Annotated in this window: 27 protein-coding genes and 1 riboswitch; of the genes, 10 read left to right on the top strand and 17 right to left on the bottom strand. The window is 71.2% G+C overall.

From position 1 onward, the window contains the following. Window positions 1–90 precede the first annotated feature (90 nt). Window positions 91–588 (top strand): LURP-one-related/scramblase family protein, encoded by a 498-nt coding sequence (locus LVO85_RS09300; protein WP_232747148.1) that lies wholly within the window; start codon window positions 91–93, stop codon window positions 586–588. A gap of 72 nt (window positions 589–660) precedes the next feature. Here LVO85_RS09300 and LVO85_RS09295 read toward each other — a convergent pair whose 3' ends face one another. Next, window positions 661–1,035: a nitroreductase family deazaflavin-dependent oxidoreductase gene (locus LVO85_RS09295; protein ID WP_232747147.1), complete on the bottom strand. Its 375-nt coding sequence runs from the start codon at window positions 1,033–1,035 to the stop codon at window positions 661–663. Window positions 1,036–1,068: 33 nt separating this feature from the next. On the opposite strand from LVO85_RS09295, the gene LVO85_RS09290 reads away from it, so the two are divergent. After that, window positions 1,069–1,650 carry a TetR/AcrR family transcriptional regulator gene (locus LVO85_RS09290; protein WP_332875423.1) on the top strand — a complete coding sequence of 194 codons (582 nt, stop codon included), beginning with the start codon at window positions 1,069–1,071 and terminating at the stop codon, window positions 1,648–1,650. Between the two features lie 81 nt (window positions 1,651–1,731). Here LVO85_RS09290 and dnaB read toward each other — a convergent pair whose 3' ends face one another. After that, window positions 1,732–3,108: a replicative DNA helicase gene (gene dnaB / locus LVO85_RS09285; protein ID WP_232747145.1), complete on the bottom strand. Its 1,377-nt coding sequence runs from the start codon at window positions 3,106–3,108 to the stop codon at window positions 1,732–1,734. Between the two features lie 389 nt (window positions 3,109–3,497). On the opposite strand from dnaB, the gene LVO85_RS09280 reads away from it, so the two are divergent. Both LVO85_RS09280 and LVO85_RS09275 read left to right on the top strand, forming a co-directional pair. Beyond that, window positions 3,498–3,944, top strand: coding sequence for an Hsp20/alpha crystallin family protein (locus LVO85_RS09280; RefSeq protein WP_232747144.1), 447 nt, complete (start codon window positions 3,498–3,500; stop codon window positions 3,942–3,944). A 7-nt stretch (window positions 3,945–3,951) separates the two neighbouring features. Continuing rightward, entirely contained in the window at window positions 3,952–5,310 is a 1,359-nt protein-coding gene (locus LVO85_RS09275; protein WP_232747143.1) for an MATE family efflux transporter, read from the top strand. Window positions 5,311–5,320: 10 nt separating this feature from the next. Here LVO85_RS09275 and mnhG read toward each other — a convergent pair whose 3' ends face one another. The 6 genes from mnhG to LVO85_RS09245 are packed head-to-tail and all read right to left on the bottom strand — an operon-like array spanning window position 5,321 to window position 11,411. Next, window positions 5,321–5,686, bottom strand: coding sequence for a monovalent cation/H(+) antiporter subunit G (mnhG, locus tag LVO85_RS09270; protein ID WP_232747142.1), 366 nt, complete (start codon window positions 5,684–5,686; stop codon window positions 5,321–5,323). Beyond that, a complete protein-coding gene (locus LVO85_RS09265) occupies window positions 5,683–5,979 on the bottom strand; it encodes a monovalent cation/H+ antiporter complex subunit F (protein ID WP_232747141.1) in 297 nt (98 codons plus the stop codon). Before LVO85_RS09265 ends, mnhG begins: the two co-directional genes overlap by 4 nt. Continuing rightward, window positions 5,976–6,548 carry a Na+/H+ antiporter subunit E gene (locus tag LVO85_RS09260; protein ID WP_232747140.1) on the bottom strand — a complete coding sequence of 191 codons (573 nt, stop codon included), beginning with the start codon at window positions 6,546–6,548 and terminating at the stop codon, window positions 5,976–5,978. Before LVO85_RS09260 ends, LVO85_RS09265 begins: the two co-directional genes overlap by 4 nt. Next, a complete protein-coding gene (locus LVO85_RS09255; RefSeq protein WP_232747139.1) occupies window positions 6,545–8,101 on the bottom strand; it encodes a Na+/H+ antiporter subunit D in 1,557 nt (518 codons plus the stop codon). The genes LVO85_RS09260 and LVO85_RS09255 overlap by 4 nt, the downstream gene beginning before the upstream one ends. After that, complete coding sequence (locus tag LVO85_RS09250; protein ID WP_232747138.1) at window positions 8,098–8,550, bottom strand: Na(+)/H(+) antiporter subunit C; 453 nt, start codon at window positions 8,548–8,550, stop codon at window positions 8,098–8,100. The genes LVO85_RS09255 and LVO85_RS09250 overlap by 4 nt, the downstream gene beginning before the upstream one ends. After that, a complete protein-coding gene (locus tag LVO85_RS09245) occupies window positions 8,547–11,411 on the bottom strand; it encodes a Na+/H+ antiporter subunit A (protein ID WP_232747137.1) in 2,865 nt (954 codons plus the stop codon). Before LVO85_RS09245 ends, LVO85_RS09250 begins: the two co-directional genes overlap by 4 nt. 213 nt (window positions 11,412–11,624) lie before the next feature. Next, window positions 11,625–11,713: riboswitch (SAM riboswitch) on the top strand. Between the two features lie 184 nt (window positions 11,714–11,897). Between LVO85_RS09245 and LVO85_RS09240 the strand changes: the two genes are divergently transcribed. From LVO85_RS09240 to heR, 3 genes are all read left to right on the top strand, one after another. Then, entirely contained in the window at window positions 11,898–12,422 is a 525-nt protein-coding gene (locus tag LVO85_RS09240; RefSeq protein WP_232747136.1) for a flavin reductase family protein, read from the top strand. Window positions 12,423–12,424: 2 nt separating this feature from the next. Continuing rightward, window positions 12,425–13,552 (top strand): dimethylsulfone monooxygenase SfnG, encoded by a 1,128-nt coding sequence (gene sfnG / locus LVO85_RS09235; RefSeq protein WP_232747135.1) that lies wholly within the window; start codon window positions 12,425–12,427, stop codon window positions 13,550–13,552. 91 nt (window positions 13,553–13,643) lie between these two features. Next, window positions 13,644–14,489 (top strand): heliorhodopsin HeR, encoded by an 846-nt coding sequence (gene heR / locus LVO85_RS09230; RefSeq protein ID WP_232747134.1) that lies wholly within the window; start codon window positions 13,644–13,646, stop codon window positions 14,487–14,489. 247 nt (window positions 14,490–14,736) lie between these two features. Here heR and rplI read toward each other — a convergent pair whose 3' ends face one another. The 4 genes from rplI to rpsF all read right to left on the bottom strand — a co-directional run bounded on the left by rplI (window position 14,737) and on the right by rpsF (window position 16,504). Continuing rightward, window positions 14,737–15,183, bottom strand: coding sequence for a 50S ribosomal protein L9 (gene rplI, locus LVO85_RS09225; RefSeq protein WP_232747133.1), 447 nt, complete (start codon window positions 15,181–15,183; stop codon window positions 14,737–14,739). A 31-nt stretch (window positions 15,184–15,214) separates the two neighbouring features. Further along, window positions 15,215–15,451, bottom strand: a complete 237-nt coding sequence (rpsR, locus tag LVO85_RS09220) for a 30S ribosomal protein S18 (RefSeq protein ID WP_232747132.1) — start codon at window positions 15,449–15,451, stop codon at window positions 15,215–15,217. A gap of 98 nt (window positions 15,452–15,549) precedes the next feature. Next, window positions 15,550–16,170 (bottom strand): single-stranded DNA-binding protein, encoded by a 621-nt coding sequence (locus LVO85_RS09215; protein ID WP_232747131.1) that lies wholly within the window; start codon window positions 16,168–16,170, stop codon window positions 15,550–15,552. A 46-nt stretch (window positions 16,171–16,216) separates the two neighbouring features. After that, window positions 16,217–16,504: a 30S ribosomal protein S6 gene (gene rpsF / locus LVO85_RS09210; protein ID WP_232747130.1), complete on the bottom strand. Its 288-nt coding sequence runs from the start codon at window positions 16,502–16,504 to the stop codon at window positions 16,217–16,219. A 227-nt stretch (window positions 16,505–16,731) separates the two neighbouring features. On the opposite strand from rpsF, the gene LVO85_RS09205 reads away from it, so the two are divergent. Beyond that, complete coding sequence (locus LVO85_RS09205) at window positions 16,732–17,628, top strand: alpha/beta fold hydrolase (RefSeq protein WP_232747129.1); 897 nt, start codon at window positions 16,732–16,734, stop codon at window positions 17,626–17,628. A 295-nt stretch (window positions 17,629–17,923) separates the two neighbouring features. On the opposite strand, the gene LVO85_RS09200 is transcribed toward LVO85_RS09205, so the two are convergent. Then, complete coding sequence (locus LVO85_RS09200; protein WP_232747128.1) at window positions 17,924–18,139, bottom strand: biotin/lipoyl-binding carrier protein; 216 nt, start codon at window positions 18,137–18,139, stop codon at window positions 17,924–17,926. Between the two features lie 131 nt (window positions 18,140–18,270). Here LVO85_RS09200 and LVO85_RS17035 point away from each other — a divergent pair, with 131 nt between their 5' ends. Next, window positions 18,271–20,286, top strand: coding sequence for an acyltransferase family protein (locus tag LVO85_RS17035; protein WP_232747127.1), 2,016 nt, complete (start codon window positions 18,271–18,273; stop codon window positions 20,284–20,286). 118 nt (window positions 20,287–20,404) lie between these two features. Then, complete coding sequence (locus LVO85_RS09190) at window positions 20,405–21,712, top strand: UDP-glucose dehydrogenase family protein (RefSeq protein ID WP_232747126.1); 1,308 nt, start codon at window positions 20,405–20,407, stop codon at window positions 21,710–21,712. A gap of 1 nt (window position 21,713) precedes the next feature. Here LVO85_RS09190 and LVO85_RS09185 read toward each other — a convergent pair whose 3' ends face one another. The 4 genes from LVO85_RS09185 to LVO85_RS09170 all read right to left on the bottom strand — a co-directional run bounded on the left by LVO85_RS09185 (window position 21,714) and on the right by LVO85_RS09170 (window position 26,611). Continuing rightward, window positions 21,714–22,661 (bottom strand): ABC transporter ATP-binding protein, encoded by a 948-nt coding sequence (locus LVO85_RS09185; protein ID WP_232747125.1) that lies wholly within the window; start codon window positions 22,659–22,661, stop codon window positions 21,714–21,716. Then, window positions 22,648–23,544 (bottom strand): ABC transporter permease, encoded by an 897-nt coding sequence (locus LVO85_RS09180; RefSeq protein ID WP_232747124.1) that lies wholly within the window; start codon window positions 23,542–23,544, stop codon window positions 22,648–22,650. The genes LVO85_RS09185 and LVO85_RS09180 overlap by 14 nt, the downstream gene beginning before the upstream one ends. After that, window positions 23,541–24,803, bottom strand: coding sequence for a nucleotide sugar dehydrogenase (locus tag LVO85_RS09175; protein ID WP_232747123.1), 1,263 nt, complete (start codon window positions 24,801–24,803; stop codon window positions 23,541–23,543). Before LVO85_RS09175 ends, LVO85_RS09180 begins: the two co-directional genes overlap by 4 nt. A 65-nt stretch (window positions 24,804–24,868) precedes the next feature. After that, a complete protein-coding gene (locus LVO85_RS09170) occupies window positions 24,869–26,611 on the bottom strand; it encodes a glycosyltransferase family 4 protein (RefSeq protein WP_232747122.1) in 1,743 nt (580 codons plus the stop codon). Window positions 26,612–26,726: the final 115 nt, after the last annotated feature.

Here is a 26,726-nt window from a genome sequence, read left to right as displayed (position 1 = left end):
GCGCCGACCCGTCGCCTCACACTCTCCCACCTGGACATCTGTAGGGGCGGAGGCCTCCCGTGTGCGGGCCCGACGTGGGAGCATGAGCCCATGAGCACTGCCCCCGGCGGTATGACCCGCTTCATGGTGAAGAGCAAGTTCGGCGTGGACCGGGACTTCGAGGCTCTCGGCCCCGACGGGCAGCGCGCCTGGTTCGTCGACGGCAAGTTCGGGCCCCGGCCCGCCGCCGAGGTCCAGGACGCCTCCGGTACGGTGACGCACCGGCTCAAAGGCCGTCTGCTGGGCATCCCGAAGAGGATCACGGTCGCCGACGCCGACGGCAACGAGGTCGCCACCATCAAGGCGAAGATCTCCCCCCTGAAGAGCAAGATGGTGATCACGCTCGCCGACGGCAGGGAGTGGCTCCTGGAGGGCAACCTCATCGAGAAGGACTACACGATCACCTCCGACGGCGCCGTGGTCGCGACCATCTCCCAGAAGTTCCTCACCGTGCGCGACGCCTACACCCTCGACGTCGCCGACGGCGTGCACCCCGGACTCGCGCTCGCCACGCTCTGGGCGGTCGACGCCTTCCGCGAACAGCGCTGAGGACCTGCCGGCGGCGGCCCACCGAGTCTGTAGGTCCCCTACCCCGCTGCGCTCGGTGGTCGGCGCCGTCGCTCAGGCCGCGACCAGGTCCATCCGGAGGAACTCGGTGATCCGCAGCACCCGCGGTAGGCGTGGCACCTCGTCCGCCAGGTCGTGAAACGCCTCGTCCTCCCCGATGAGGCGTGGTGCGGTGAGCTCCACCTCCTCGCCCTCGACGCGAAGCCGTGCGCCGCCGGCCGCCATGACGTTCTGCACCCAGTCGGAGCCCGACCCGTAGACCAGGACGAAGACGTAGCCGCCCTCGACCGGGTGCGCGTCGAGCGGAGTCTGGTAGACGGTGCCGGAGGTGCGACCGACGTGCATGAGCACCGGCCACCTCCCCCCGGCGATGGCGCGCGGGTTGAACACCCGCTTGTTGATCTGCCCCCACCACCTGGGCATCGGCATGGTCGTCTCCTTCGCACCGAAAGGCGTCGCGCGGTGAACGGCCTGCCGACGGCGCTACGCCGAGAACCTTACAAGCGCCTCAGCAGGGACCGCGTCCTGAGGGCTGCGACCCAGGTGGCGGACCGAGGCGGCGTGAAGGCGATCACGATACGACGGGTGGCGCAGGAGCTGGACGTCGAGGCGATGTCGCTCTACCACCACGTCCCCAACAAGGAGGCGATGGTCGACGGCGTGGTCGACCCGGTCTTCACCGCGATCCCGCTGCCGGCCGACGGTCTCGAGTGTCGCGAGGCGACGCGGGTGCGCGCGCGGTCCACCCGGGCTGTCCTGGCCAAGCACAGGTGGGCGCTGGAGCTCATGGACTCCCGCCGCAGTCCGGGACCGGCGACGCTCCACCACGATGCCCTGCTCGGCGTCCTGCGGAAGGCCGGGTCCCCGCTGGACGACCTCCAGGAGGTGGCCGGTGGCATCCTTGAGCACCTGCCTGCGCACGAGCTCCCGCACCTGAGGGAGCTGGTCGTCGACCACGCTCTGCAGCCGGGCTACGACTGCAGCAGTGAGTTCGACTACGGCCTCGACCTGGTCCTCGACGCGCTCGAAGCTCGACCGACCTAGCGCGCCGCCCCCACATCCCGCGACTCTGGCCACCGGGTCGTGCCGGGAGGCCCGCCACCGTCGCCTGCCACTCGACCGTGCTCAGAAGTTCGTCGCCATGTTCGTGAACCGGCTGTAGTGCCCCTGGAACGCCACGACCAGCGTGTCCGTGGGGCCGTTCCTGTGCTTGGCCACGATCACGTCGGCCTCACCCTCACGGGGAGACTCTCGCTCGTACATCGACTCCCGGTGCAGCAGGATCACAACGTCGGCATCCTGCTCGATCGAGCCACTTTCGCGTAGGTCGGACATCTGCGGCTTCTTGTCCGTGCGCTGCTCCGGCCCACGGTTGAGCTGGGACAGGGCGATGACCGGGACCTCGAGCTCCTTGGCGAGCAGCTTGAGGGCACGCGAGAACTCGGCGACCTCCTGCTGGCGCGACTCGACGCGCTTGCCCGAGCTCATCAGCTGCAGGTAGTCGACGATGACCAGCTTGAGGTTGTTGCGCTGCTTGAGCCGCCGGCACTTGGCCCGGATCTCCATCAGCGCCATGTTGGGGCTGTCGTCGATGAACAACGGCATCTCGTGCAGGCGACCCTGGGTCTCGGCCAGCTTGGTCCAGTGACGGTCCTCGAGCTTGCCCTTGCGCATCGCCTGCAGTGGGATCTCGGACTCGGCCGACAGCAGACGCATCGTGATCTCCGTGCGGCTCATCTCGAGCGAGAAGACCACGGTCGGCATCTGGTGCCTGATGGCGGCCGCACGGGCGATGTCCAGCGCGAAGGTGGACTTGCCCACCGCCGGCCTCGCGGCGACGATGATCATCTGCCCCGGGTGCAGGCCGTTGGTGAGCTCGTCGAGGCTGGTGAAGCCGGTGGGCACGCCGACCATCTCACCGGTCGAGGCATGGTTGAGCTCGATCTCGTCCATCGTGGGCTCGAGCAGCGACGACAGGGCGTGGTAGTCCTCGCCCTTGCGTCGGTCGGCCACGCTGTAGATCTCGGCCTGCGCGGAGTTGACGATCTCCTCGACGTCGCCGCCGCCCTGGGCATAGCCCATCTGCACGATGCGGGTGCCCGCCTCCACCAGGCGCCGCAGCATCGCGCGCTCCGCGATGATCTGGGCGTAGTAGGAGGCGTTGGCGGCGGTGGGCACCGAGGCGATGAGCTGGTGCAGGTATGCCGTGCCGCCGATCCGCTGCAGGTCGCCCCGCTTCGAGAGCTCGTCACCCACGGTGATCGCGTCGACCGGCTCACCTCGGGAGTAGAGGTCGACGACGGCCTCGTGGATCGTCTCGTGCGCCGGCCGGTAGAAGTCGACCGACTGCAGGATCTCGGAGCACTCACCGATCGCGTCCTTCGACAGCAGCATGCTGCCGATCGCGCTCTGCTCGGCGGCGACGTCCTGCGGCGGGAGGCGGTCCTCCCCGGGGGCCTCCGGGACGGGTCCGTAGGCCTGCTCCAGCTCGCTCAGCGACACGCACCGACTCCTCTCCAGGCCACGGGACCCACCAGCGTCTGCGGGATGTCCACAGTCCAGCACCGACGTCCGACAGACCCGGGTGCCTCACCGTACGGCTGCGGCCGTGATGCCCCAAACGGTCCTGTGGACGGGCCTGTGCACCGCGTGTGCACGCGGCTGTGCACGACTATGCACACCCTGTGCACAGACCTGTGGACAGTCGAGGAACTTGCGTCACACAACCCGTCTGACCTGCGCCGATGCCGTCCACTGCCTGTGTGTGGAAAGAAGTTGTCCCCACCCGTCCCACCCGACTTGACGAAACCTGTCCCGGCTTAGCACTCTATGTATGAGAGTGCTAGGCACCCTCGCCGACACGACAGACGGACCAGGTGAGGAGGAACCTGATGGCCACCACCCGATTCAACCCCTTCGGCGAGATGGACAGGCTGCTGAGCGACGCGATGCGCACCCCTGCGGCAGCCCCCATGCCGATGGACCTCTACCGCCACAACGAGCAGTTCGTCGCGCACATCGACCTGCCCGGCGTCGACCCCTCGTCCATCGACGTGGACGTCGAGGACCACACGCTGACCATCCGCGCCGAGCGCGCCGCCCGGCAGGGCGAGGACCTGCAGTGGCTCTCCCGCGAGCGCCCCTCGGGCACCTTCGCGCGGCAGCTCACGCTCGGGCACGGCGTGGCGACCGACCGCATCGAGGCGGAGTACACCGACGGTGTGCTCACGCTGGTGATCCCGGTCGCCGAGGAGGCCAAGCCGCGCAAGATCAGCGTCAGCCACCGACAGGGACAGCAGCGCATCGAGTCCGGGGAGCATCAGCAGGACGCCGGATGAGCGCCGGGTGACCGGCCCCGCCGACGCCACGGACTCGCCGCCGGTGCCCGACCCCGGGCACCGGCGCGAGATCCTGCGGCTCGCGGTGCCCGCGTTCCTCGCGCTGGTGGCCGAGCCGCTCTTCCTGCTCGCCGACAGCGCGATCATCGGACACCTCGGCACCACGTCCCTGGCCGGGCTGGGTGTCGCCAGCGCGGTGCTGCTCACCGCCGTCAACATCTTCGTCTTCCTGGCCTACGGCACGACGTCCGTGGTGGCCCGGCGACTGGGCGCCGGGGACCTGCGCTCGGCCCTGGCCTCCGGCATCGACGGCATCTGGCTCGCCCTCCTGCTGGGCGTCGTCACGACCGTCCTCACCGCGCTGCTGGCCGGCCCGATCGTCGGCCTCTTCGGTGCCTCGGGCGCCGCGACCGCCGAGGCCGAGACCTACCTGCGTATCTCCGCCTACGGCATACCCCCCATGCTCGTGGTGCTGGCGGCGACCGGCGTGCTGCGCGGGCTGCAGGACACCCGCACCCCGCTGGTCGTGGCCGTGGTCGGGTTCACCGCCAACGCCGTCCTCTCCCTGGCCCTCGTGCACGGCGTGGGCCTGGGCATCGCGGGCGCCGCCTGGGGCACCGTGCTGGCCCAGACCGGGATGGCGCTCGCCCTGGGTCTGGTCGTGCTGCGCGGGGCACGCCTGCACCAGGCCCCCCTCAGCTTCCACCCCGGCGGTGTGCTCACCGCCGCCCTGGGCGGCATCCCGCTGCTCGTGCGCACCCTGGCTCTGCGCGCAGCGCTGGTGGCGACGACCTGGGTGGCCGCCGACCTCGGCGACCCGCAGCTCGCTGCCTTCCAGGTGTCGATGACCGTATGGAGCTCGCTCGCCTTCGCCCTCGACGCCCTCGCCATCGCAGGGCAGGCGATCACGGGCAAGGCCCTCGGGGCCTCCGACGTCGCCGGGGCGCGTGCGGCCACTGCGACGATGGTGCGCTGGGGGGGGTGGTTCGGCCTGGTGCTGACCCTGCTCCTCGTCGCGCTGCACCGCCTCGTCCCGCTCGGCTTCTCCAGTGACCCGGAGGTGCGCACCGCCCTCGCGGCCGCCCTGCTCGTGGTCGCCCTCGGCCAGCCGGTGGCCGGCGTCGCCTTCGTGCTCGACGGGGTGCTCATCGGGGCCGGCGACGCGACCTGGCTGGCCGCCGCACAGGTCGTCTGCCTGGTCGGCTACCTCCCGATGCTGGCCGCCGTCCACCTCTCCGGTGTGGGCGGCACGACAGGGCTGGTCTGGCTGTGGGTGGCCTTCACCGGCTTCATGGCGCTGCGGGCGGCCGGCCTGTCCTGGCGAGCGCACGGGGACGCCTGGCTGGTCACCGGCGCCACCCGGTGACGCACGGTCGTCAGGACGTGCCGGGGGTCTCGCGGTGGGTGTCGTACTCGGCGGACGGCCCCAGGTGGATGTCGGTCGGGGCCACCTGACCGGTGCGGAAGCCGGCGCGGCCGACCATGTGCCCGCCGACCGGGATCGTCATCATCTGGAAGACCCCGATGAGCACGAGCATGCCGATGTCGAGCCAGTCGCGGCTGCGCAGCCCGATGCCGATGAGCACCAGGATGACGCCAAGCACCTGGGGCTTGGTGGCGGCGTGCATCCGGGTGAGCAGGTCGGGGAAGCGCAGCAGCCCGACCGACGCGGCCAGGCAGAGCACTGCGCTGGCCACGATGAGGACCAGCCCTAGGGCGTCGGCGACCTCGGTCCAGCTCATCGCTGCTCCTCCGGCGCGTGCTCGACGGGGAAGTCTCGGTCACGGGCGACGAAGCGGGCCACGGCCACCGACCCCATGAAGCCCACCAGCGACAGCGAGATCAGGATCGGCAAAGTCGCCGAGCCGGGGTTGAGCGCCACCTGGGCCCCGAGGCTGCAGACCACGATGGAGACCAGCACGTCGGTCGCCACCACGCGGTCGAGGACGCTCGGACCGATGATGATGCGGATGAGGGTCAGCAGCGCCGACGCGGTGAGCAGAGCACCGGTCAGCCAGGTCAGCACGGTCGTCATGGGGCACCTCGGGGGTCCTGGGGGGCCTGGGCCTGTCGCCGCCGTCGCGGGTCGAGCCAGGCGTCGGGGTCGGGGTCGAGCGCCCGCAGCACCCGAGCCTCCTGAGCGAGCACCCGGCGTCGGGTGCGTTCGGCCTCCTTGCGGGTGCCGACGTCGAAGACGTGCAGGGTGAGCGTGCCGCTCGAGGGCTCGAGGTCGATGACGATGCTGCCGGGCACGAGCGCCACCATCTCTGCAGTAATGGTCTGGAACAGCTCGTTGCGGCTGCGCAGGTGCATGTCGACCACCAGCCCGCGCACCGGCGGGCCGGGGCCGAGGGCCCGCCACGCCACCTGCACCGAGGCCGTCGCCATGTCGGCGAAGAAGCGGCTGAACAGCACCACCAGGGCCACCGGGCGCACCGCCACCCCCACCGCCAGCGAGGGCAGCGGGAAGACGACGAGGACGAAGACGGCCAGGGCCGCGCCGGCGAGCACGTTGGCCCAGCTGACGTTGCCCCACAGCAGCACCCAGACGGCCGTCAGCCACAGCGCGGCGGTCCACTGGATGCGAGCCAGCACCCGTCTCACAGTCCCACCCCCAGCTCCGGGCCGAGCACGGCGAAGAGGTACGGGGTGCGCACCAGCAGGTCGAGAGCGGCGCGGGAGGTGACCTCGAACAGCGGCCCCGCGACGACGGTGAGTCCCAGGCCCACCGCCACCAGCGCGACCGTGGGCACCACCAGGCCCGTCGACAGGGCCACGTGGTGGCCACCGCGCAGCGGACCGGCCCCGGTCAGCCCCTCCTCGCTCTGCCCCCAGAACGCGCGGCCCCAGACCCGGGCGATGGCATACAGGGTGAGCAGGCTCGTCACGACGCTGCCCGCGACCAGCAGGTAGGCGAGCCAGGTGCCCTCGTCCACCCCGGCCTGGATCAGGCCCACCTTGCCCAGGAACCCGGAGAACGGCGGGATGCCGGCGAGGTTGAGAGCCGGCACGAAGAAGAGCAGCGCCAGCAGCGGCGACACCCGGGCGAGCCCGCCGAGCCGGCTGGCCGCCGTCGTGCCCCCGACCCGCTCGACCAGGCCGGTGACGAGGAAGAGGGTCGTCTGGATGGTGATGTGGTGCATCGTGTAGAAGATCGCCGCCGACAGCCCCGCCTGCGAGCCCAGCGCGATGCCGAACACGAGGAAGCCGATGTGGCTCACCAGGGTGAACGACAGCATCCGCTTGATGTCGTCCTGCACCACGGCTCCCAGGATGCCCACGACCATGGTGGCCAGCGCGGCCCACAGGAGAAGGGTGTTGAGGCTGTTGCCGGGGAAGAGCAGCGTCTCGGTGCGGATGAGCGCGTAGATGCCGACCTTCGTGAGCAGGCCGGCGAACACGGCGGTCACCGGTGCGGGTGCCGTGGGGTAGGAGTCGGGCAGCCACCCCGACATCGGGAAGACCGCGGCCTTGGTGCAGAAGCCCACCAGCAGGAGCAGGTGCAGCACCACCGTGGTGCTGTGCGGGATCTCCTGGATGCGGGTCGCCAGCAGGGCCAGGTTGACGGTGCCGGTCGCGGCGTAGACCAGCGCGATGGCGGCGAGGAAGACCAGGGAGGACAGCAGGCTGACGAAGACGTAGGTGATGCCGGCCTGCACCCGGGACGCCGTGCCCCCGAGGGTGAGCAGCACGAAGCTCGCCGCCAGCAGCATCTCGAAGCCGACGTAGATGTGGAACAGGTCGCCGGAGACGAAGGTCGTTGCCACCCCGGCGATGAGGACCAGCAGGGTCGGGTGGAAGACCGGCAGCGGCGACTGGCCGTCGTCCTCCCGGTCGAACGACGAGCGACCCTGGCCGATGGAGTAGAGCAGCACGCCCATCGTCACGACGACCGAGACGATGACCATCAGCGCGGCCAGGCGGTCGACGACCAGCACGATGCCCTCGGTCGGTGCCCAGCCCCCGACGGCCACCACCTGGGGTCCCTCGCGGTCCGCGGCGTAGAGCAGGACGCCGGCGGTGACCAGCACGAGCGTGAGCACGGTGAGGCTCACGGCGCGCTGCACCTGGGTGCGTCCGGCAGCGGCCAGGGTGACCCCGGCGCCGACGAGGGGCAGCACGACGACCATGGGCACGAGCCAGGTGAAGGCCGTCATCGACGCTCCTCCCCCGTCTCCTCGTCGGCGAAGCCGGCGGCGATAGAGTCGACCGCCTCCTGCACGGTCTCGTCGTCACTGGTGTCGTTGGCCTCGGCCTTGCGGTGGATGCGGGCCGACTCGGGGTCGTCGTCGAGCAGGTCGGTGCCCCCCAGCTGCCAGGCACGGTGTGCCAGCGCCAGCACGAAGGCGGTCATCGCCAGCGTGATGACGATCGCGGTGAGCACGAGGGCCTGTGGCACCGGGTCGGCGATCGGGCCGCCGTCACCCTCGCCGAGGATGGGCACCTCCCCCGCGGGGCCCGAGGCGACGAGGAACAGCACGTTGACGCCGTTGCTCATCAGCAGGAAGCCGACGAGCGCCCTGATGACCGAGCGGGACAGCAGCAGGTAGACCCCGCACCCGACGAGCACGGCGGCGACGACGACATACGTGATGTTGGGGCTCACCGCACCTCCTCCGCCGCGATCTGGTCGTCCAGCGCCGAGCCGAGGCTGCGCAGGATGTCGAGGACCAGGCCGATGACGACGAGGTAGACCCCGACGTCGAAGAGCAGCGAGGTGACCAGGTGGACGTTGCCGAGCACGGGGACCTCCACGTCGACGATGAAGGTGCGTAGCGGCTGGTAGCCGAAGAGCATGGGCAGCAGCGCCGCTCCGGCTGCGATGAAGAGCCCCGCCCCGAGCAGCAGACCCGGCATCACCGGGGCGGCCAGCCGCAGCTCGTAGCCCCGGCCGGCGAGGTAGCGCAGCGCGAGAGCCAGGCCGCAGACCAGGCCGGCGGCGAAACCGCCACCGGGGTTGTTGTGCCCGCTGAAGAGCAGGTAGAGCGACCAGAGCACGACGGTGTGGAAGACCAGGCGGGTGACCACCTCGAAGATGGTCGAGCGACGCCGGGGCTCGAGCTGGGGGCCGGCGGCCAGCCACATGCGGCTCCCGTCGCCGGACGGCCCGAGGTGGGTGCGGGTGCGCCAGGAGTCCTGGAGCTGGCGGCGCACGCGCACGACGGCGTCCTGACGCAGGAAGACCAGGCTCGCCACGCCGGTCGCGGCCGCCAGGACGACCGACAGCTCACCCATCGTGTCCCAGGCGCGGACGTCGACGAGGATGACGTTGACGATGTTGTCACCACCCCCGTAGCTCTTGGCCGTCTCCAGCAGCCCCTCGGCCGCCGGGGGCCGGAAGCGCACCGCGGACGCGGTGAGGGCGGCACCGGCGACCACCAGGCCGACGGCGACGCCCAGGACGGCCCGCATCCGGCGGTTGAGGACGCTCGGGTCGTCGGGGAACTTGCCGGAGAGCCGGCGCAGCACCAGCACGAAGACCACCAGGCTCACCGTCTCCACGAGCACCTGGGTCAGCGCCAGGTCCGGCGCGCCGTGCAGGAGGAAGAGCATGGCGGTGCCGTAGCCGGTCACCCCGAGCAGGAAGACCGCCCGGAAGCGGCGACGCGCACGCACCGCGGCGACCGCGGCGATGACGACGAGCACCGCGACGCCGACCTGGCCGGTCGTGTCGGCCCAGCGGACCTCGCTCGGCCAGGTCACCCCGCGCAGCAGCTGGGCGCCCAGCAGCGCCACGAGGACGCTCAGGATGATGCCGAGCAGCTTGGGCAGCGAGCCCCGCTGGAAGGCGCCGGTGACCTCGAGTGCTCCCCGGTCGACCCCGTGCACGATGCGCTGGTAGCCCCGCCCCGCGTCGACCACCCGGGGCACCCGCGCCTGGAAGGTCGCGACCGGCTCACGGGCGAGGAAGAGCGCTGCCCCGGCGAGCCAGGTGAGCACGGACAGGAGCAGGGCCGGGTTGACCCCGTGCCAGACGGCCAGGCTGACCGGGTAGGCACCCTCGGGCCACTGCGCGGCATACGGCAGCAGGACCTCCTCCAGCAAGGGGGCGAGCGGACCGAGCACCAGGCCGGACACACCGAGCGCCACCGGCACCGCCACCAGCACCGGAGCAGGCTCGTGCCAGTCACCGCCGGCCCCCCGAGGGGTGCGCTGGGCCGGGCCGAAGGCACCCCACAGGAAGCGGGCGCTGTATGCCAGCGTGAAGACGGAGCCGAGCACGAGCACCCCCAGGGTCGCGCCCTCGAGCGAGAGCCAGACCTCCGGGTGCAGGAATGCCTCGTAGGCCGCCTCCTTGCCGGCGAACCCCAGCAGCGGCGGCAGCCCGGCCATCGAGACCGCGGCGGCGCCCGCCCCACCGGCCAGCCACGGCAGCCGACGGCCGAGGCCGTCCAGGTCGCGCAGGTCACGGGTGCCTGCGGCGTGGTCGATGGTGCCGACGGTCAGGAAGAGGGTCGACTTGAACAGGGCATGCGCCACCAGCAGGGCGGTGCCGGCCAGGGCCGCCTCCCGCGTGCCGGTGCCGACGAGCACGACGAGGAAGCCCAGCTGGCTCACGGTGCCGTAGGCCAGCAGCAGCTTCAGGTCGCACTGCCGCAGGGCACGCCAGGCACCGAGCAGCATCGTCGCCGCCCCGAGGACCAGGACGGTGACCTGCCAGACCGGCAGGTCGGCATACGCCGGCGCGAAGCGCGCCACGAGGTAGATGCCGGCCTTCACCATCGCCGCGGCGTGCAGGTAGGCGCTGACCGGGGTGGGCGCCGCCATCGCCGCGGGCAGCCAGAAGTGGAAGGGCACGAGGGCCGACTTCGTGACCGCCCCGACCAGGAGCAGCACGACGCCCACCACGACGGGGGTGCCGGTCTCGGGCTGCGCCAGGACCTCGCTGGTCCGGTAGGTCCCGTGCTGCTGCCCGATGAGCACGATGCCCACCAGCATCGCCAGTCCGCCGAAGATCGTCACGATCAGCGACTGCTTGGCGGCTCCCCTGCTCGCCTTGCTCTCGGAGTGGTAGCCGATGAGCAGGTAGGACAGGACGGTGGTGAGCTCCCAGAAGACGTAGAGCGTGAGCAGGTCGTCGGTGGTGACCAGCCCCAGCATCGCTCCTGCGAACGCGGTCAGGTATGCCGCGAAGCGCCCGATGTCCCCACGCTCGGCACGGTCGCCGTCGGCGAAGTAGCGGGAGCAGTAGAGCAGGACCATGGCGCCGATGCCGCAGACGATGAGCGTCATCAGCCACGCGAGAGTGTCCAGCCGGAAGGCCAGGTCGATGCCCAGCTGGTCGACCCAGCCGACGACCTGCGTCGGGGGCTCCGCACCCCCGGCGGCGCCGGTGCGCGTGAGGGCCCACACCGCGGTGACCGCCGGCACGGCCGCCAGCCCCAGGAACGCCCGCGGCCCCACGGCTCGCACCAGCCAGGGCGCCACCAGGGCGGCCACTGCGTGTGCGGTCACGAAGGCGAGCACGGCCGTCTCCTCGGGTCGGGGGCCGGGAGCCGAGGAGGACCCGCACGCGGGTGCCCTCGACCCACGATCCGCGGGGGCGGAAGCCAGGTGGGCGGTGTCGGCAAGTCTAGGTCACCCGTCGGGACCCACAGACAGGGGCGACTAGCGTGCGGAATCTGCATCTGCGGGCTCCTCTCTGTTGACATGTCCGAAGATCCTGTGGTCAACTGCTGCCACCCATCCAGAGCGGCTGAGAGACCTGGCTCCGCGACGCCGCAGCAACCACCCCGCCGGGCAGGTGCTCACGCCAGGACCGATGGAGGAGCAGTGCACACGCCACACCACCGCCGCACGGTCGACCTGATGCGCCGGGCCGTCACGGCCTGTCCCTGCTGACGCCTGACGGCCACCTTCGCTCACACCCTCTGCACGGCGTACCCGACCATCCGGTCGCTGCGCAGCCGTGCGCCTCGACCTCCGTGCCTGCTCGAGCTTCAGGAGCCACCCATGTCCCCACCCACCCTGCCCACGTCCACCCTGCCGCCACCCCACGTCGACCTGCGTGCCGCCTTCCGGCGTGCTGCCGCCAGCACCTGGGTGGTGACCGGCTCGGGCCCGAGGGGTCCGGTGGGCTTCACCGCCATCTCCGTCATCTCGGTGTCGGTCAGCCCGCCACTGGTGTCCTTCAACATCTCCAAGGACTCGTCCTCGCTGGTCACCCTGGCCCGCACGCGTCGGGCGGCGCTGCACCTGCTGTCCGCCGGCCAGGACGGGCTCGCCGCGCGCTTCGCCGGGGACCGCAACCGGCGCTTCGTCGACGACGGGGCCTGGGGGTGGGACGACCACGGGCTCCCCGTGGTCCGCGACGCCGCGACCCGGCTGGTGACCCGCGTCGAGGACCTCCTCGACGCCGGCGACAGCTTCATCGCGCTCGCCCGCGTCGAGCACACCGCCACCCGTGCCGACCTGCCCCACCCGCTGGTGCACCACGCCGGCCGGTTCACCCCGCTGACCTCGGTGGTCGGAGCCTGACCATGACCACAGCCACCGCCACGCCCTCGCTCACCCCGGAGCCCGTCCGCTTCGCCTACTGGGTCCCCAACGTCTCCGGCGGCCTCGTCGTCTCGACCGTCGAGCAGCGCACGGACCACTCCCCCGCCTACAACGTCGACGTGGCCCGGACGGCCGAGTCGGTGGGCTTCGACTACGCGCTCACCCAGGTGCGCTACCTCGCGTCCTACGGTGCCGACGCCCAGCACGAGTCGGTCTCCTTCTCCCTCGGCCTGCTGTCGGCGACAGCACGGCTGAAGGTCATCGCCGCAGTCCACCCCGGGCAGTGGCCCCCGGCCGTGCTGGCCAAGCTGGGGGCCACCGCGCAGGCGCTGCACGACGACCGGTTCTGCCTCAACGTCGTCTCCGGATGGTTCAAGAAGGAGTACACCGACCTCGGCCTGCCGTGGCTGGACCACGAGGAGCGCTACCGCCGCGCGGAGGAGTTCATCGAGGTGCTGCGTGGCCTGTGGGGCACCGACGATCTCACCTACCGGGGCGACTTCTACCGCACCCGCGACGTGACCTTCCGGCCGCAGCCCGCGCAGAGCCCGGAGCTCTTCCAGGGCGGCAACTCCACCGCGGCCCGGGCGATGGCCGGTCGTCTGTCCGACTGGTACCTCATGAACGGCACCTCCCTCGACGGCGCCCGGGAGCAGGTCGTCGACGTCAGCGAGCGGGCCGCCCAGCACGGGAGGCGGGTGCGCTTCGGGCTCAACGGCTTCGCCGTCGTGCGCGACACCGAGGCACAGGCCCGTGAGGTCGTGGAGGAGATCATCGCCAAGGCCGACGTGGCGAAGGTCAACGACTTCGGCACAGCGGTGAGACAGGCGGGCCAGGCCACCGCCGACCGGAAGGGCATGTGGGCGGACTCGCAGTTCGCCGACCTGGTGCAGTACAACGACGGGTTCCGCACCGGGCTCGTCGGCACCCCCGAGCAGGTGGCCCGACGGGTCGTCGACTACCGGCGCCGGGGTGTAGACCTGCTGCTCCTGGGCTTCCTGCACGTGCGCGAGGACCTCGAGCGGTTCGGCCGTGAGGTCATCCCGCTGGTGCGCGAGATCGAGGCCCGCGAGGGCGTGGTGTCGGGCGACCGCGCGGACGTCGCCTGAGCGCACCGGCGGTCAACACCGTTGGTCCGGGTGGCCCGTCCTCAGCGTGGCGGGCCCCCGGATCCTCCTCACTGTTGCGAGACTGCTGGTCATGAGCACCTTGCCCCTTGAGCTGCATACCCCGTCCGTGGCCGTCACCGACCGCACGGCCACCTCCCTTCGCCGGTTCAACCTCGCGATGGGCGTGCTCCACCTGGTGTCCGGTGGCGCCATGGTGGCCCTCAGCAACGACTTCAGCCTGGAGGTCTCCACGATCGCCCTGGGCGGCCCGCCCGGCACCCCGCTGTCGGAGGGCGTGGTCAACTCGGTGTTCGACGTGCCGCTGGCGATCGGCACCGCGTCGTTCCTCTTCCTGTCGGCGTTCTTCCACTTCCTCATCGCCTCGCCGTGGGGCTTCCCCCGCTACGTCGACGAGCTGAGCAAAGGGCGCAACCGGTTCAGGTGGGTGGAGTACTCCATCTCCTCGACCCTGATGATCCTGATGATCTGCCTGGTCACCGGCATCACCGACCTCGCGGCCCTCATCGGCATCGCGTTCGCCAACATCTCGATGATCCTCTTCGGCTGGCTCATGGAGGTCGGCAACAACGGCCTCATGCACGGCCCGGACGGCCGCCCCGACCGGGGAAGCAAGGCCTGGTGGTCGCCCTTCTGGTTCGGGTGCGTCGCCGGCGCCGGCCCGTGGCTGGCCCTCGGCATCTACCTGGCCGTCAACGTCAGCCAGCTGGACGCCGGGCCCCCGGCCTTCGTCTACGGCATCATCGTGAGCCTGTTCGTCTTCTTCAACAGCTTCGCGGTCAACCAGTGGCTGCAGTTCGCCCAGGTCGGCAAGTGGCGCAACTACCTTGTGGGCGAGCGCACCTACATCGTGCTGAGCCTGGTGGCCAAGAGCGTGCTCGCCTGGCAGATCTTCGCCAACGTGCTGATCCCGACGTGACGGCGGCGTCTGGGCGCTGAGGTGCAGGGCGTCTGGACCTTGAGGTGTGCAGAAAAGGTCACCGGCAGCCCCTTCTGCACACCCGTAGCAGCGCAGAGGGGGCAGAACCCCGAGCAACGTGACGAGAAGGGTGCGAAAACCCTTGCAACGCGACGGTCAGGGTGCACAACCCCGAGCAACGCGAATGCAGCAGGGCCCGCCGGGAGATCCCGGCGGGCCCTGCTGTGTGCGGTGCTGCGTCAGCCGCTCAGGCGCTGACGACCTCGACGGTCACCGTGGCGGCGACGTCGTCGTGCAGCCGCACGTGGGCGGTGTGCGAGCCGACGGAGCGGATCGGGGTCGGGACCTCGATCCGGCGACGGTCGACCTCAGGGCCACCGGTCTCGTGGATCGCGTGGGCGATCTCGGTGGACGTGACGGCGCCGAAGAGCCGACCACCGGTCCCGGCGCGCGCGGAGACGACGACGGGCTCGGACTCCAGGCGCGCCTTGGCGGCCTTGGCCTCCTCCTCGTTGTGCTTCGCACGCTTGGTGCGGGCCGAGGTGATCGCGTCGACCTGCTTCTGGCCGCCCTTGGTCCACGGGGTGGCCAACTTGCGGGGCAGCAGGTAGTTGCGGGCGTAGCCGTCCTTGACGTCGACGACGTCACCGGCCACGCCGAGCCCGCTCACGGGCTGGGTCAGGATGATCTTCATGGTGTCCTCTCGGTGTCTGCTGTCGAGTCGCTCAGCGGGCCGAGCTGGAGTAGGGCAGCAGCGCCATCTCGCGGGCGTTCTTGACCGCGTTGGCGATGCGACGCTGCTCCTGCACCGACACCCCGGTCACCCGGCGGGCGCGGATCTTGCCGCGGTCGGAGATGAACTTGCGCAGCAGCGCGGTGTCCTTGTAGTCGATGGACTCGATCTTGGCGGCCTTGAGAGGGTTCGCCTTCTTCTTGGGCTTGCGCACAACGGGCTTGGCCATCGTGGTGCTCTCCTTCTGTGAGAGCCCGAGCATCACACTCGGGATGGGGTGGTTCTCGAAAAGGTGGAACCGGCGGGTGCCGGCTCAGGTCTCCAGGATCAGAACGGAGGCTCGTCGTAGGACGGGCCACCGCCCCAGTTGCCGCCGCCGCCCTGCTGGCCGCCGGACTGCTGGCCACCGGACTGCTGGCCGCCGGAGCCGCCTCCGGTGGCCCACGGGTCGGCCTCGGGCTGCGCCTTGCCGGCACCGCCGGCACCGCCGCCGAAGCCTTGGCCGCCACCCTGGGGTGCCGATTGGCCGCCGAACCCACCGGACTGCTGGCCGCCGCCACCGAAGCCGCCGCCACCACCGCCCCGCTGGGCCTTGGTGACCTGGGCGGTCGCGTACTTCAGCGACGGACCGACCTCGTCGGCCTGCATCTCCACGACGGTGCGCTTCTCGCCCTCGGGGGACTCCCAGGAGCGCTGCACCAGCCGACCGGTGACGACCACGCGGGTGCCACGGTGCAGGGACTCGGCGACGTTCTCCGCAGCCTCACGCCAGATCGAGCAGCGCAGGAACAGCGTGTCGCCGTCCTTCCACTCGTTGGCCTGGCGGTCGAAGGTGCGCGGCGTCGAGGCCACGGTGAAGTTGGCCACGGCCGCCCCGGAGGGGGTGAACCGCAGCTCGGGGTCTGCAGTGAGGTTGCCGACGATCGTGATCGGGGTTTCGCCTGCCATGCTCAGTCCTTCGCTTGGGTCGGGGTCTGATCCGGGCGCCGGGACGTCAGACGTCGAGGCGCAGAAGCTTGGTGCGGAGCACCTGCTCGTTGAGCCCGAGCTGTCGGTCGAGCTCCTTGGCGGTGGCCGACTCGGCGGTCATGGTGACGACGGCGTAGATGCCCTCGGCCTGCTTCTTGATCTCGTAGGCCAGCCGGCGACGACCCCAGATGTCCATGGAGTCGACGGACCCGCCGTCCTTGCCGACGACGGCGAGCATCTTCTCCAGCGCGGGCTGAAGGTTGCGCTCGTCCATCTCGGGGTCGAGGATCATCATCAGTTCGTACTGACGCATGCGTGAACCCACCTCCTTCGGTCTCAAGCGGCCACGGTCTCTCCGTGACAGGAGGGTTGCGATACGTCCCACCGCTTCGGTCTCCCCCACGGTGCCACGCCCGACGACGGGCTGCAGCGTGTATCCACAGGGGCATGGACCGGAACGGTGAACCCCGCCACGATACCGGCGTGACGGCATACGGGTCCAATCGCGTGCGCGCCGGGTGACGTGGCACGATCGGCCTCATGGCGCCCGCTGTCCACACCCCCGCCGGCGCGGTCAGGTATGCCGTGTCGGGACCGCCCGCCTCCGGGCGCCCCGACCTGGTGCTCGTCCACGGGTGGTGCTGCGAGAGCTCGTCGATGGCCACGCTCAAGCAGGCCTTCGCCGGCGATCACCGGATCCTCGAGATCGACCTGCGCGGTCACGGCGAGAGCTCGCGCGTCGAGGACGACGGGTCGATGGGGGTGGGGGGCATCCGGATGGCCGACATGGGCGAGCCGGTGCCCCGTGCCCTGCGCGACGTGCGCATCGAGGACTACGCCGACGACGTCTGGCAGGTCTGCCGCAAGGCCCTGGCCCAGACGCCCGTCCTGGTCGGGCACAGCATGGGTGCCCTGGTGGTGCTGGCCGCCCTGGCGGCGCACCACACGGGGCCGCAGGCGCCGATCGGCGGCGTGCTCCTCGACCCTGCGCCCGTGGTCGACCCCAGCGGCAAGGCCTTCTGGCAGGAGGCTGCGGTCGAGGTCGCCGGCGACCACTCCGGCACCTGGCGCACCCGCTTCGCCGAAGGGCTCTTCCTGTCCACCGACCGGGTCGCCCGGCACGCCGTCATCGAGACCATGGCGCGCTTCCGGCCCGCCGTCGCCGCCGGGGCCGCCCGCGCGGTCGCCGACTTCGACGGCGAGACGGCGCTGCGCCGGGTCGAGACCCCGCTGCTGGTGATCCACGCCGACACCGCCGAGCGGCAGATCGGCGAGGTGGCCCGCGACGCCGGGGTCGCCCTCACCGAGGGCCAGACGGTCGGTGCCGGGCACTTCCACCACCTCGAGGTGCCCGAGCAGGTGGTGCCGATGATCGCGCGCTGGCTGCAGGTCCGTGACCTGGACGCACACATGGATGTGGCCGGGCCCCACGGGTAGGCCCGACCACATCCGCTTGTGGGTCAGAGGTCAGCAGCGCAACGGTGCACCGCGACGAGACTGCGCAGGCAGGCTCGGATGACCTCTCGTCTCGATCTCCTGTCGTCAGTCACGGTCACGGGACAGGTCGCGGCATCGGACCCCTCGGTGTCGCAGTTCGCACACTAGACCCGTGTGACCTGCCCCACAAGGCAACTCCGGAAACGCGTCCTGCGACATCACGAAGTAGCAGGTCACACTCCTGCCCTTGACGGTCGGCTGGCCCGCTCTTGACCTCTTCTTGAACTTCTCCTGGTCAGTCGATGACCACCAGGACGTCACCCTCCTGCACGACGTCGCCCGGTGTCACCCGCACCTCGGTGACGGTGCCGGCCTCCTCCACGAGCATGGGGATCTCCATCTTCATGGACTCCAGGAGGACGACCTCCTCCCCGGCCCCGACCCGCTGCCCGGGCTCCACGTGCACCTGGGCGACGTTGGCCACCAGTTCCGAGGCGATGTGCTGCGTCATACGGCTGATCCTGTCAGAGTCCGCCCGCACAGGGTCGCCGGCGCCCGACCGCGTATCGTGAGGCGTCGGCCGCAGGGGTCGCCAGGTGCCCGGGACAGACGGCGACCAGCGTGAGGACGTGGAGCGCAGACGTGGCTGAGCAGGGAGGGACCCCGCGCCGGTTCCGCTGGGAGATCGAGGGGCTCCGCGCTGTGGCGGCGCTGCTCGTCGCCGTCTACCACGTCTGGTTCGGGCGGGTCTCCGGCGGCGTCGACGTCTTCTTCGTCATCGCAGGGTTCATGGTCACCACCTCCCTCCTGGGGCACGTGGAGCGGACCGGCCGCGTGCAGGTCGGCCGCTACCTCGGCCAGCTGCTCAAGCGGCTGCTGCCCAACGCGCTCCTCGTGCTGGTCGCGGTCGCGGCGGCCACGATGGTCTGGGTGCCGGTGACCCGGCGTCAGGACGTGCTGCTCGAGATCGCCGGCTCCGCCCTCTACGCCGAGAACTGGCTGCTGGCGGCACAGTCGGTCGACTACCTGCAGCGCGACGCCACCAACAGCCCGGTCCAGCACTACTGGGCGATGTCGATCCAGGGACAGTTCTACCTGGCCTGGCTCGCGCTCTTCCTGCTCGTCCTCACCGTGTCCTCGGCGGCAGGCTTCCGTCGACGGCTGGCGCAGCTGCTCGTGCTCTCGGTCGGCGCCTCCTTCGCCTTCTCGGTGTGGTTCACCGCCGCGGACCAGCCGGTCGCCTACTTCCACACCGGTGCCCGTCTGTGGGAGTTCGGTGCCGGCGGCCTGGTGGCCCTCTTCGCAGCGTCCCTGCCGGAGCTGTCCCGTCGTCTGTCGTTCGTGCTGGGGTGGGTGGGTCTCCTGCTCATCGTCTCCTGCGGGATGGTGCTGTCGGTGGGCACATCCTTCCCCGGCTGGGTCGCCCTGTGGCCGGTGCTCGGAGCCGTGCTCATCCTGGTGGCCGGCCACACCCCGGCACGCTGGTCGGCGAGCTCGCTGCTCTCGAGCAGGCCGCTGGTGCGGCTGGGCGCCGTGTCCTACGCCCTCTACCTGTGGCACTGGCCGCTGCTGGTGTTCTACCTGCTGCTGACCCAGCAGGACCGGGCGGGGTTCCTCCCCGGCGTGCTCATCATCGCCGCGTCGGTCGCGCTGTCGTTCCTCTCGACGGCCTGGGTGGAGACACCCCTGCGCAGCACGTCGCTGGACCGCCGCCGGCCGTGGGCGGTGACCCTGGCCGGCACCGCCGCCGCGGTGCTCGTCGCCACCGGGGCGGCGGCTGCCGGCGAGGTGAGCCGATCCGACGCCACGGCACCACGTCCGGTGCCCACCGGTCCGAGCGCCGGGCCGGGCTCCGCGGGGGAGGGCGCCCGGCTGGAGGACCTGCGGGCCGACAACACCGACGACCCGGCGCCGGGCATCGTCTTCGCCGCGCAGGACCGGTCACCGGCCTACGACCTGGGGTGCCACCAGACCCTGCGCGAGCCGGCCGTCGAGACCTGCACGTTCGGCGACGAGGCGGCCGACCGCACGATGTTCCTGGTCGGGAGCAGTCACGCGGTGCACTGGCAGCCGGCGCTGGCGGCCGTCGCCGAGCAGCACGGCTGGCGCCTGGTCGTCGCCACCAAGAGCTCCTGCCGCACCGGCGCCCACCACGACCCTGACCGCACCGGAGCCTCCGCGGAGGTCGGCTCCTGCATCGCCTGGAGCCAGGACGTCACCGCCCGGATCATCGCCGAGCGGCCCGACCTGGTGGTCACCACCTCGACCGTGGCCATGGGCGAGCCCGAGCACGTGCCACCCTCCTTCGTGCGCACCTGGGATGAGCTGGGCGGGCACGACATCGCCGTGCTGGCGCTGCGGGACACCCCTTTCCCGGGCCGCGACGTCGTGGAGTGCCTCGCCGTCCGCGGAGCCACGAGCCGGGCCTGCGACACGCCGCTGGAGCAGACCCTGGCCGCCGTGGACCCCGCGTCCGAGCTGCCCGACCTGCCCGACAACGTCACCCTCGCGGACCTCACGTCCTCCTTCTGCGCCGAGGGCACCTGCCCTGCGGTGGTCGGCGACGTCATCGTGTACCACGACCACAGCCACATCTCGCGCACCTACAGCACCCTCCTGGCACCGGTGCTCGTCGGGCGCGTCCCGGCACTGGACTGAGCACCGGGCCCTGTCAGACCGCTCACACTCCGCCGCCTCGGGCGCTGACGGACTGCCGGTGACGCACCGGCGCGGGGTACCGTCGTCCCGGACACGTGGACGTCGAAGGGTTGAGAGAATGCGGATCTCCGTCATCGGCACGGGCTATCTGGGCGCCGTGCACGCGGCCGGCATGGCCGAGCTCGGCTTCGAGGTGGTCGGCGTCGACGTCGACAAGGCCAAGATCGCCTCGCTGCAGGCGGCGACGATGCCCTTCTACGAACCGGAGTTCGAGCCGCTGCTGGAGAAGCACGTCGGGGGCCGGCTGCGCTTCACCACCGACTTCGCCGAGGTCGCCGACGCGGACGTCCACTTCGTGTGTGTGGGCACACCGCAGCAGGGCAGCTCCCTCGCCGCCGACATGACGTATGTCGACGCGGCGGTCGACGCGATCATCCCGCACCTCAAGGACGGCTCGCTCGTCGTCGGCAAGTCCACCGTGCCGGTGGGCACCGCGGAGCGGCTCGCCGAGCGCATCGAGACCCTCACCCCCGACAGCGTGAACGTGGAGCTGGCGTGGAACCCCGAGTTCCTGCGCGAGGGCTTCGCCGTGCAGGACACGCTGCACCCCGACCGCCTTGTGCTCGGGGTGCCGAGCGCGGGCGCCGAGCAGATCCTGCGCGAGGTCTACGCCCGCACGATCGAGGAGGACCGGACACCGGTCGTCGTCACGGACCTGCCGACCGCCGAGCTGGTCAAGGTGGCGGCCAACTCCTTCCTGGCCACCAAGATCTCGTTCATCAACGCCATGTCGGAGATCTGCGAGATCACCGGAGCCGACGTGACGCTGCTGGCCGACGCGATCGGCTACGACGACCGCATCGGCCGCAAGTTCCTCAACGCCGGCGTCGGCTTCGGGGGCGGCTGCCTGCCCAAGGACATCCGCGCCTTCTCCGCCCGCGCCGGTGAGCTCGGCGCGGCGGCCTCCGTGGCCTTCCTGGCCGAGGTCGACGCCATCAACCTGCGCCGCCGCGAGCATGTCGTGGAGCTGGTGCGCGGGCAGGTCGGCGGCCTGGTCGGTCGTCGCATCGCCGTGCTCGGTGCGGCGTTCAAACCCAACAGCGACGACGTGCGCGACTCCCCTGCGCTGTCCATCGCCGGCCAGCTGCACCTGGCCGGCGCCTCGGTCAGCGTCTACGACCCCAAGGCGATGGGCAACGCCGCCAAGATCTTCCCGACGCTCGACTACAGCGACTCGGTCGAGGAGTGCGTGCACGGGGCCGACGCGGTCCTGCACCTGACGGAGTGGCCGGAGTTCCGGGAGCTCGACCCGGAGACCCTGGGCGGCAAGGTGGCGCAACGGGTCGTCATCGACGGTCGCAACTGCCTGGACCGGGAGGCCTACAAGGCTGCCGGCTGGACCTACCTGGGGCTCGGCCGCAGCTGAGTCAGGCGGGGTCCTGCGCCCCGGCCTGAGGCTTCTCCTTCGTGGCCGGCTCGCCGGCCGTCGGCTCCTCGGGCGTCGTGTCGGGCGCCGCCTTGTCGGACGCCGTCTCCTCGGACGTGGTCTCCTTCGCCGCCGTCTTCTTGGCAGTCGTCTTCTTGGCAGCCGTCTTCTTGGCCGCGGTCCTGCGGGGCGGGTACTTCTCCACGTAGGCCGCACCGACCTCCGCGGGCGGACCGTCCATGATGAGGTGACCGCCCTCCATCCACAGGGCGCGCGTGCACAGCGTCTCGATCTGCTTGGCCGAGTGGCTCACCACGAAGACCGTGCCGGCCGACTGGCGGATCTGCTGGATCCGCTCGGTGGCCCGCGCCTTGAACTCCTGGTCGCCGGTGGCCAGGGCCTCGTCCACGACGAGGATGTCGGGGACGGCGGCGGTGGAGATGGCGAAGCGCAGGCGGGCCGCCATCCCGGAGGAGTAGGCGCTCATCGGCAGGTCGATGAAGTCGCCGATGTCGGCGAACTCGACGATCTCGTCGTACTTCTCCCGCACCTCCCGCCGGGACAGGCCCAGGGCCTGCCCCCCGATCATGACGTTGCGGGCTCCGCTGAGCTTGCGCATCAGCACCGCGTTGACGCCGAGCAGGGCCGCCTTGCCGTTGAGGTAGATCTCGCCGCTGGAGGGCGGGATGAGCCCGGCGACCGAGCGCAGAAGGGTCGACTTGCCCGACCCGTTGCGCCCGATCAGCCCGATGGACTCGCCCTTGTAGGCCACGAACGACACGTCCTTGACCGCGTGCACCTCACGGGTGCCCACCCGCTGCGTGGAGCGGTTGAGCATCCGGACCAGCTTGTTGCCCTGGTCGAGCGAACGGCCGGACCCGGCACCGAAGACGGTGTAGCGGATGTCGACGTGCGAGGCGATGACGGAGGGGACGTCACTGTCGACCATAGGTGGCCTCTCCCCGCCAGAACAGCAGCAGCCCGGTGACCGAGAGCAGCACACCCCACCCGGCGGCGACGAGCCAGACCTCCGGCGTGGGGGGGAACTCCTCCATCAGGCACTGCCGCAGCATCGTCAGACAGACCGCGACGGGCTGGTAGGACAGGACGATGTTCACGACCTCGTTGCCGGCGTAGGCCGGGATCACGAAGAAGACCCCCGAGACATAGCGCAGCATGCGGGTGATGAGCGGCACCAGGTTGCTCGCGTCGCGCACGACATACACGATGCGGGCGGCGAGCATGCCGAGCCCACAGGTCACCAGGAAGGTGATGCCGATGGCGACCGGGTAGAGCAGCCAGGCCCAGGTGGGCCGCTCCCCCGTGAGCAGCACCACCACCAGCGCCACCGCGTATGCCGGGAGCGCGGCGAAGAGCTCGGTCGCGGTGACCGAGATGGGCAGCACGACGCGCGGGAAGCGCAGCGCACGCACGAGCCCGAGGTTGCCGATGAGCGACTTGGCCCCGTAGTTCATGCCGGCGGAGATGAAGATGAAGCTGAACAGGCCGATCAGCAGGAACGCGACGTAGTTGTCGACGCCGCGGGTGACGTTCAGCAGCAGGCCGAAGATGAGGAAGTAGGCGGCGCCGAGGAGCAGCGGGTTGAGCACGGCCCAGACCTGGCCGAGGTAGTTCTGCTGGTGCCGCGCCACGAAGTCGGCCGAGGACATGGTGAGCAGGAAGCTGCGGTGGCGCCACAGCTGACGCAGGTAGGTCCCCAGGGGTGGACGGACCCCGACCTGCTCCATGCCGTGGCGCTGCGCGAGCGCAGCCGCCTCGGCGGAGCTCAGTCCCGGCAGGGAGCCCTGCTGGTCGGGGCCACCGCTGGTCACAGGCGGGAGACCTTCTCACTCTCCGTGGCCACACCACGGGTGTCGAAGAAGGCCTGGCCGGCACCGGCGAGGGCGTCCACGTCGTAGTCACGGTGGTTCTGCACCAGGATCGTCAGGTCGGCCCCGGCCACACCGGCCAGGGGGTCCTCGACCCGTGCGACGGCCTCGCCCAGCGCGCCCCACTGCGTGACGTAGGGGTCGTGGTAGCGCACCACGGCACCCTTGGCCAGCAGCTGCTTGGCCAGCGGCACCGCCGGGCTCTCACGCTGGTCGGCGATGTTCGGCTTGTAGGTGACCCCCAGCAGCAGCACGGTCGAGCCCTTCAGCGGCTTGCCGATCTCGTTCAGGATGTCCTGGGCCCGGTTCACCACATACGCAGGCATGCCGGAGTTGATCTCCTGCGCCAGCTCCACGAACCGGAACGGGTAGCCCAGACGGGCACGCACGTTGTGCGAGAGGTAGTTGGGGTCGATCGGGATGCAGTGCCCCCCGACACCCGGCCCTGGGTAGAACGCCTGGAAGCCGAACGGCTTGGTCTTGGCCGCGGCGATCACGTCCCACAGGTCGATGCCCAGCTCGTGGCAGAACCGGGTCATCTCGTTGACCAGCGCGATGTTGATGTGCCGGTAGGTGTTCTCCAGCAGCTTGGCCGTCTCGGCCTCCCGGGTGCCCTTGGCCCGCACGACACTGTCCACGAACCGCCCGTAGAACCCGGCCGCCGCCTCACCACAGGCCGGGGTGTGCCCACCGACCACCTTCGGGGTGTTCTTGGCACCGAACCTCTCGTTGCCCGGGTCGATCCGCTCCGGGGAGAACGCCAGGTGGAAGTCCTGACCGGCCACCAGACCACCGGCCTCCAGCCGGGGCCGCACGACCTCGTCGGTCGTCCCCGGGTAGGTCGTGGACTCCAGCACCACCAGCATCCCCGGGTGCAGATGTCGGGCGACCGTGTCGACCGCGCTCTCCACCGCCCGCAGGTCCGGCCCACCGTCCACCGACAACGGCGTCGGCACACAGATCACCGCCACCGCCGCCCCGTCGATCTCGGACTCGTCCGTGGTCGCCCGGAAGCCCCCCGCCACCATCTGCGCGATGTCGTCGTCCGACAGGTCGTCCACATGCGAGACACCCGCGTTCAGCGAGTCCACGACGCCCTGGTTGATGTCGTAGCCCAGCACGGTCATGCCTGCGCGGGTGGCCTCCTCGGCCAACGGCAGGCCGACATAGCCCAGCCCGATGATGACGGCGTCCACAGCCACGATGTTCGGCTCCTTGCGTCGGTGTCGGGGCGGCGACCCTTGTCGCGCCCGCCTTGCACAGTCTGTCAGCGGTGAGCCGTGATGGCGTATGCCGCGTCGTAGCGGTCCACGGCTGCGGTCCAGGTCCGCTCCCGGGCGACGAACGCGGCGGCGCGTCCACCCAGGGCACGGACGTGCTCGGGAGCATATCCCAGCGAGGCGATCTGGTCGGCCCACGAGGCGGCGTCACCGGCCGCGGCGATCTCGCCGTAGCTGCCCGGACGCACGATCTCGACCAGCGGGGGCAGGTCGCTGGCCAGCACGGGCACGCCGACCGCCAACGCCTCCAGGGGCTTGATCGGCGGCACGAGAGCTGTGACCGGTGTCTCGTGACGGGGCACCACGAAGACGTCGAGGGCCGCCAGGTGCTCGCGGACGGCGGAGTGCGGCACCCGGCCGGTGAAGCGGACGCGGTCACCCAGCGGTGCGGCCAGCGCCTCGAGCCGTGGCCGGGCGGGGCCGTCCCCGACGACCAGGAGCCGGAACTGGGGGTCGTCGAGCAGCCGCAGGGCCTCGACCACCGTGTCGAGGCCCTCGTAGTCGTTGAGCGTGGTGACCGTGCCGAGGACGAAGGCCTCGGCCGGCAGGCCGAGCCGCTCGCGCGCGGCGCCGGCCGGTGGCAGCGGGGCCGTGAACGACTCGGGCACCGCGTTGGGCACCACGACGACCCGGTCGGGGTCGATGCCGCGTCCGACGATGTCCTGGCGCATCGCCTCGGCGAGCGTGACGACCACGTCGGCGGAGGCCATGCACAGGGTCTCGCTCTCACGGGACCATCGGTAGAAGTCGCTGTCGGCGGAGCCGCCCTCCGTGCGCCAGGTCTCCTCGAGGAACCCGCGGGCCTCGTAGACCACCGGGAGCCCGAGCGGCCGGGCCACGCGCAGGGCCACCTGGGCGTTGTCGTGCTTGCTGTGGGCGTGCAGCAGCTCGGCGCCGGTCCGCTCGACGAGAGCGCCCAGCTCACGGACCGCTACGTCCTGACGGGCCCGGCCCGGAGGGGGGACCCGCGAGCCGGGCAGCAGCCGGTGGTAGGGGACGCCGTCGACCGTGACCAGGGGTGGGGCGCCGACCACCCCGGTGTCCACGGGGAAGCCGAGGCGGCTGACCACCCGCGCGTCGATGCCGCGGGCACGCTGTGCGGTGACGATGCCGTGGGTGCGGATGGTGTAGCCGGCCTGACGGTCGGGGAGCGCGTTGGTCACGACATGGAGCACCCGCACCGGCGCCGCGAAGGCCCGGCGGGGGGGCCGGGGTGCGCTCAGGTCCTCCCTGAGCGCCTCGGCCCGCACCACCTCGACCTCGCCGAGAAGCCGGCCGGCCAACCGGCGGGAGCGGGCGTCGCCGGCACCGGCGAGCAGCGCCAGGGCGGCGCTGAGGCGCCCCTGCCCCGCCGCCACGAGCGCGGCCAGCCGGGCGTCACCGAGCTCCGCCGGGACGGCGCCCAGGGCTCGCTCGGCGAGGTCCAGCTGGTGCAGGGTGACCGCGGCCTCGGCGACCCCGTGACGGCGGCGCGCCCCCTCCTCGCCGTCGCCGGCCCGTGCCAGGGCGTCCTCCAGCAGCACGCGCGCCTCCGCGGCGCGTCCCCCCGCCGCCAGGGCCAGGGCGGCGAGGTCGGGCCGCCGCGAGCGCACGGTGGTGGAGGTGAGCCGGTCGCGGGCGCGGGTCGGCAGCCGGCGCAGGACGACCGACTGTCCCTTCGCGCGGCCGCGCTGCACGTGCCCCAGCAGCACCGACGTGCTCAGGGGGAGGTTGCGCAGGGTGCGTCTCACCTGGCTCAACAGCTCGCCCCTTCCCTCGAGGGATCCTCACGACCCCGTGATCGTGCCACGCCGCAGCAGCCCCGACCACCGTGGTGGGGCGGCAGGGGCTCGCCGCGGCAGGGCG

Source organism: Ornithinimicrobium sediminis, assembly GCF_021272345.1.
Lineage (GTDB): Bacteria > Actinomycetota > Actinomycetes > Actinomycetales > Dermatophilaceae > Ornithinicoccus > Ornithinicoccus sediminis_B.
This window is presented reverse-complemented; position numbering and strand designations above follow the sequence as displayed.